Origin of the sequence: Wolbachia endosymbiont of Drosophila bicornuta (assembly GCF_028982105.1) — a bacterium.
In the GTDB taxonomy this organism is placed as follows: domain Bacteria; phylum Pseudomonadota; class Alphaproteobacteria; order Rickettsiales; family Anaplasmataceae; genus Wolbachia; species Wolbachia pipientis.
Genome location: NZ_JAPQLF010000122.1, coordinates 13,456 through 19,229, shown reverse-complemented (window position 1 = coordinate 19,229; position 5,774 = coordinate 13,456). Strand labels below are relative to the sequence as shown.

The window sequence follows — 5,774 nt, the reverse complement described above, 5'->3', positions numbered from 1 at the left end:
AAAAGACTAGCTAACTCGGGGATTCTTTGTCTTTTTTTCTGCTTAGTAAATTTCTTAAACATTTGCAGCGTAAGTTAGTTGCAATTAAAAGCTGCTGAATCTCGCTTGTCAAGCGTTTAAAACATAAAAAACACCAATATTTTAAAGCGGATAATAACCCCATGGCTTCTTTTGCCTTTTTTTTCATTTGGTAAATTTCTTAATATTTACAGCTAAACAACAACCGTCATCCCTAAGTATCCCGCTGCTTGTTAGCGGATGAGATACCGCGAATGAATCGCGGTATGACGGTTCGCGGCAGGATGACGATAAGCTCGTCATCCCACTACTTGTTAGCTGCTAAGAGATACCGCGGCGGTATAGCTATAGGATGACAAAAAAAAGGGCACTGTGACGGACTTAAATCACAATTATCAGTTAATGCCAATCGCGGCATTATAAAAAACGCCAAACTTTTTTCTGCTTTTATGCAAGAAGTCTAGTCCATATATTCCTCCCACTTCTCCGCGACTTTCCTTACTATTTCCTCACTCATCTCAATTTTCTTTCCCCACTCTCGTTTGGTTTCAGGCGGGATTTTATTTGTTGCATCAAATCCAATTTTACCTCCAAGTCCACTTTCATGGGAAGCAAAGTCTAAATAATCAATAGGTACACTTTCTATCATGATTGTATCACGCACAGGGTCCATCCTCGTTGACATTGCCCACATTACTTCCTTCCAATCACGTACATTTATATCATTATCAACAACGATAATAAACTTCGTGTATAAAAACTGCTTTAGAAAAGAAAGTATGCCCATAACAATTCTTTTTGCCTGCCCTGGATAGGATTTTTTTATCGACACTATCGCTATTCTATATGAGCAACCTTCCGGTGGAAGATAAAAGTCCACTATCTCTGGAAATTGATTGATAAGAATGGGCACAAAAATTTCATTGAGTGCTTCACCAAGAATCGATGGTTCATCAGGTGGCTTGCCAGTGAAAGTGCTAAGATATATCGGGTTTTTACGCATAGTAATTGCAGTAATATTAAATTCAGGAAATTGCTCAACAGAATTATAGTAGCCGGTGTGATCTCCGTATGGCCCTTCGTCTTGATATCTATCCAAACTCACATAGCCTTCCAGAACGATTTCCGCGTGAGCTGGTACTTGAAGTGGAATAGTCTTACAATTTACCAGCTCAAGCGGCTTCTTTCGCAGTAGTCCAGCAAATTGGTATTCTGACAATGTTTCTGGCACTGGAGTTACCGCAGCAATAATCGTTGCAGGATCACTACCGATTACAGCAGCAGCAGGAAATTTCATATTTCTGCCTTCTTCCTTCCAACGCTTATGGTGAGTTGCGCCACCCCTGTGTGCAAGCCAACGCATTAGTGTTGTTTTTTTATCTATAACCTGCATACGATATATTCCAAGATTAAAATTATCTTGCTTTTCTTTCGTGGGTCCTTTCGTTACCACAATTGGCCAGGTGATAAGTGGTGCAGGTTCATTTGGCCAGCATGTTTGAATGGGCAGTAGACTTAGGTCCACTTCATCTCCGGTTAGCACTACCTCTTGACATGGAGCCTTGCTCACGACTTTACTTCGCATCGATAACACGACTTTCAACAAAGGAAACATTTTTATAGCATCCTTAAAGTTTTTTGGCGGCTCAGGTGATTGCAAAAATGCTAAAAGTTTACCAAGATCTCTTAGTTCATCAGGGTTTATGTTCAACCCCAATGCAATCCTCTTAATAGTACCAAATAAATTCACCAAAACTGGAATCGAATTTTTGCCATTTTCTGTGATAACATTTTCAAAAATGATCGCTGGCCCTTTGCTTGACAAAACTCTGCGATGAATTTCTGTCATTTCAAGAACTGTTGAAACTTCCTCCTTAATCCTAATCAGATCTTTTTTTTCTTCTAATGCTTTGATGAAGTCACGTAAGTTGTTGTACATATTCCAGTTTTTAAAATTTTAAGTTTACATTTAGTTTTCAAGCACTTTATTGAAATTTGACCTATGCACTACTTTCCTGCCTAGCGAGCTTTCAGTTAATTTGAGATCAAATCCTCATATTGCTTACTAAGTTTGTATTTCCTTCCTCTATTGGAAAAATCTACAATCTTGATAAAACCCATTTCCACACACTTTTTACAAAGTTGCGCACTGGTACGAGGCTTAAAATTAAATAGTTCGCCAACCTGACTAGCTGTAATAGCGGAAAACTCCTGGAAGAGCTCAAGAGCTTTGCGTTGTTTAGGATCAAGCTTACGTATAAGATCAGTCTGATCAGCGTGGTATTCTTCTTTATTTATACGTTGTAAAACGTTCTCAAATGAATTTGCCATACCTTCTACGAAATACTCCACCCACTTAGTAATATCTGCTTCAGCTCGTCCCATGTAATAGTTGTGCGATGGACCTATACTGATTGCTTCATAATACGCTCCTAGATTCTTAGCATAATATTCTTCCAATGAATAAAGTCCTTTTAGGTCATACCCACCAAGGTGTAAAATTAATGTAGTCAACAATCTTGCAGTACGACCATTACCGTCATAGTAAGGGTGAATTGTTACAAATTGATAATGCGCAATACCTGCAATAATTGGGCAAGGCACTTGCTCACTGTTACGAATCCAATCAATCATACTGCTCATGAGCTTTGGTACATCCTTTGCTTCAGGTGGCATATAAATTATTGCACGTGTAAGACTATCGCGGATAACATTTTGACCATCACGATAAGGTGTTGATTTTATTTTAGATTTTCCACTTGCTATTACTAGAGCATGTAGTGTTTGAACAGCTTTCTCAGTAATGGGTATTCTCCTTGCTGCCCATTGTTCAACTTGAGTTAAAGCTGCATAATATCCTTTAACCTCATTTTCATCTCTCCTATATTTTGGAAAGTGGCTTTTACCAATTAAAACCTCTTCAATCTGTTTAGGTTCAAGTCGATTTCCTTCAATCATAGTAGAATAGTGTGTGGTATAAAGCCGTGCAGTTTCACGAAGAGACAAAAGCATTGATACAGTGAGCGGCAAATGTAACACTTTTTCTTTTGCTGCTTCAATCCTTATGAGACAACTAGCAATTTTAGAAGTAATCGTATAATTCGGCATCGGCATAATATCTGCATTACATTACTTCTATATTATGCTGATAAAATGCAGATAATACAACATTTACACGACGCCGACCATAAACAGCAATAAATTCGGCTGATTGAGAAAGAAGTTTGTCTTGTAGAATAGCTATTTCTTTTTCTCTGCCAATTATTGGTTCACTCATATGTTTATTCCGCGGAAAATTATACACAGCGGAATAAAACTATCAACTTTGTTTTACCGCCGTATTTACAGCGTGGCGGTAAAAGATAGAGCATCTCATAATTGGCTATTCTGGGGGTAGTTTGGTCACCTACATTATCAAGTCTTCTGATGAACTTTGTGACAATATACCTAATTATTGTACGTAAAGTTTGTATTCGAGGCAAAACTGACTATAAAATACACTTGATATAAATGTTTTTATATATTAACATTAGATGCTTCTTTTAATATACAGATAAATGTGTACTAAAAGTTTTATGTTGTAGGTTTTTAAATAAATTGTATGTCTAGAATATCGTTTTTATTAATTTTAATAATAGCAATAGCAAGCTTGCCGATAATAAACGATTGGCTTTCAAATCGCAGCCAAATGCTAAGCGATGATTATATAGGTGAGAAATTAGATAATTATATAAGCAGAAATTTTGATAAGATCGTAAAAACTCTCAAAGAGGAGTCGATTAAAAGTAGTTACGCTGCTCGAGATAATGTAACCAAAAGTAAAATTTCACAATACAAGGATCAAATATTTGACCTTGCTTATCCTTACTCCGGAAATGAAAATAGTAGTGTTATAGCTGTAGGCTTCCTTGACTATTCTTGTGGACATTGCAAAGCTATAAAGAATGATATAAAGCAGTTAATTAACGACGGCAAAATTAAGTATATCTTTAGGGATGCTCCAATACTTGGTAACGCTTCTTTAAAGGCAGCAAAAGGTGCTTTAGCTGTCTATTTTCTCGATAAAGAAAAATATTTCGATTTTCACCATGCTGCTTTAAGTCACAAAGGAGAATTTTCAGACGAAAGCATATTGGATATAGTGAAAAACATAGGGATTGATGAGGACGATTTTAATGATTCCATAAAAGATAACGCGGACAAAATTGAGCAAATGATAAACAACAGTAGGCTTCTAGTAAGAGATTTGGGAGTAGGTGGTACACCTTTTTTAATAATTGGAGATAGCCTGTTTGTAGGAGCAACTGATTTGAATGTATTACGCAAAAAAGTAGATGAATTAAGTCACAAGCAAGGCTAGTTACAGTTTGCCATAAAATTTTATTTTTTTGCTCGACAACTCAAATGAACCTGAGTATAGTAACTGTGGGTGTGACAGCAGTTTAACTCAGTAGTCTCATCCACTTTCCATAGCGTCATTTACTATGTGAAACGCTTTCAAATTACAACATTTTCTTCAACCAAACTATTTTACTTTCACAGGAGGGTATATGTCATTCACAGAAATTAGATTTCCAGAAAATATATCTTATGGTTCCACTGGAGGACCGGAATTTTCCACTGACGTTGTAACAACTCACAATGGTTGTGAACAGCGCAACATCAATTGGTCTCATGCACGCACTAGATACAACATAGCTTACGGGGTCAGATCAAACGAGCAGCTACTAGAACTAATAACATTTTTTCATGCACGAAAAGGTAAAGCAATAGGGTTTCGTTTTAAGGATTGGTCGGATTTTATAGCCATTAATCAAGAGATTGGTATAGGAGATAACAAAAAAACGACTTTTCAGCTAATCAAAACTTATGTAAGTGGGGAAGATAAGCATATATAGCTCTTTTTACAATAATCAGAACAGACCGTAATATGCTACTGGCCTGCTATAGCCATAAACACATATCTTATCGCATTCGGACTATTATAAGAAAGGCTATACATATGATCAAAAAGCCAGTACATGGGACAGTAAAGATTTATTTAAATGGTAAAGAAGAGAGTGAATATTCAGTAAATTATTCAACTGGAGAAATAACATTTATGAAGCCACCAGTAAAAGATGTGATAATCACTGCGAGCTTTGAATTTGATGTGCCCGTGCGCTTTGATACAGATTACTTAAACGCTTCTATTGATGACTATGGAAGCAATAGCTGGAATAATATCCCCTTGGTGGAAGTGAAATTTTAGTTATAAGCGAGCATAGATCCACATCATAGTAGGGCTACTAGTCACCATCAATTGAAAAAATTAAGCACCACTGAGGCTCTATATTTAAATGAGCCTTAGTATATGCAATTATTTTAAACTTTATCACCAGCTATATACTACAATGTTGCTGAGCTTTGCTAACATTTACACTTGAAGCTTGGGGAGATTCTAACTCAGTGCTTTTTTCTTCCTGCAAAATAGAAAGCTTCAACAATTCCTTTAGAGTTAATTTTTCAAGTGTTGTATCATCTTTGTTTAAGATGTAGTCTAGCATGTTGTTTTTCTGTAAGCGATTAACAAAATATCTATCTTCCTCATTAAGAACCTCTATCTTGTTAATACAAGATAATACTAAATCCGAATTCTTTGTTGCTAAAATTCCATTCAAAAAGATATCTAATTTTGTTTTATCTTCAGTTATAGCTCTTTTTACAATAATCCGAACAGATCATAATATGCTACTGCTCTACCATAGCCATAAGCA

At 36.2% G+C, this 5,774-nt stretch carries 6 protein-coding genes and 1 pseudogene; 3 read left to right on the top strand and 4 right to left on the bottom strand.

Annotated features, from left to right (window positions below; all coding sequences use genetic code 11):
• Positions 1–478: 478 nt before the first annotated feature.
• From OZD68_RS04405 to OZD68_RS04395, 3 genes are all read right to left on the bottom strand, one after another.
• On the bottom strand, positions 479–1,957 hold the full coding sequence (locus tag OZD68_RS04405; protein WP_182309874.1) for a UbiD family decarboxylase: 1,479 nt from the start codon (positions 1,955–1,957) through the stop codon (positions 479–481).
• A 95-nt stretch (positions 1,958–2,052) separates the two neighbouring features.
• Positions 2,053–3,126: a Fic family protein gene (locus tag OZD68_RS04400; protein WP_259366105.1), complete on the bottom strand. Its 1,074-nt coding sequence runs from the start codon at positions 3,124–3,126 to the stop codon at positions 2,053–2,055.
• A gap of 16 nt (positions 3,127–3,142) precedes the next feature.
• On the bottom strand, positions 3,143–3,295 hold the full coding sequence (locus OZD68_RS04395; protein ID WP_007548541.1) for a hypothetical protein: 153 nt from the start codon (positions 3,293–3,295) through the stop codon (positions 3,143–3,145).
• 324 nt (positions 3,296–3,619) lie between these two features.
• Between OZD68_RS04395 and OZD68_RS04390 the strand changes: the two genes are divergently transcribed.
• Together OZD68_RS04390 and OZD68_RS06630 are read left to right on the top strand one after the other, a co-directional pair.
• Positions 3,620–4,378: a DsbA family protein gene (locus OZD68_RS04390; protein WP_182309872.1), complete on the top strand. Its 759-nt coding sequence runs from the start codon at positions 3,620–3,622 to the stop codon at positions 4,376–4,378.
• A gap of 190 nt (positions 4,379–4,568) precedes the next feature.
• Positions 4,569–5,269, top strand: a pseudogene (locus tag OZD68_RS06630) (TIGR02217 family protein).
• A gap of 130 nt (positions 5,270–5,399) precedes the next feature.
• On the opposite strand, the gene OZD68_RS04375 reads toward OZD68_RS06630, so the two are convergent.
• Positions 5,400–5,564 (bottom strand): hypothetical protein, encoded by a 165-nt coding sequence (locus OZD68_RS04375; RefSeq protein ID WP_259366103.1) that lies wholly within the window; start codon positions 5,562–5,564, stop codon positions 5,400–5,402.
• Between OZD68_RS04375 and OZD68_RS04370 the strand changes: the two genes are divergently transcribed.
• The coding region (locus OZD68_RS04370) for a hypothetical protein (protein WP_275009086.1) at positions 5,563–5,774 on the top strand (212 nt) is incomplete at its 3' end. The two genes, OZD68_RS04375 and OZD68_RS04370, sit on opposite strands and share 2 nt — an antisense overlap.

Coding starts and splice junctions, on each gene's coding strand:
- OZD68_RS04405 (WP_182309874.1), bottom strand. CDS start 1,957: ATGTACAACAACTTACGTGACTTCATCAAAGCATTAGAAGAAAAAAAA.
- OZD68_RS04375 (WP_259366103.1), bottom strand. CDS start 5,564: ATGCTAGACTACATCTTAAACAAAGATGATACAACACTTGAAAAATTA.
- OZD68_RS04400 (WP_259366105.1), bottom strand. CDS start 3,126: ATGCCGAATTATACGATTACTTCTAAAATTGCTAGTTGTCTCATAAGG.
- OZD68_RS04390 (WP_182309872.1), top strand. CDS start 3,620: ATGTCTAGAATATCGTTTTTATTAATTTTAATAATAGCAATAGCAAGC.
- OZD68_RS04395 (WP_007548541.1), bottom strand. CDS start 3,295: ATGAGTGAACCAATAATTGGCAGAGAAAAAGAAATAGCTATTCTACAA.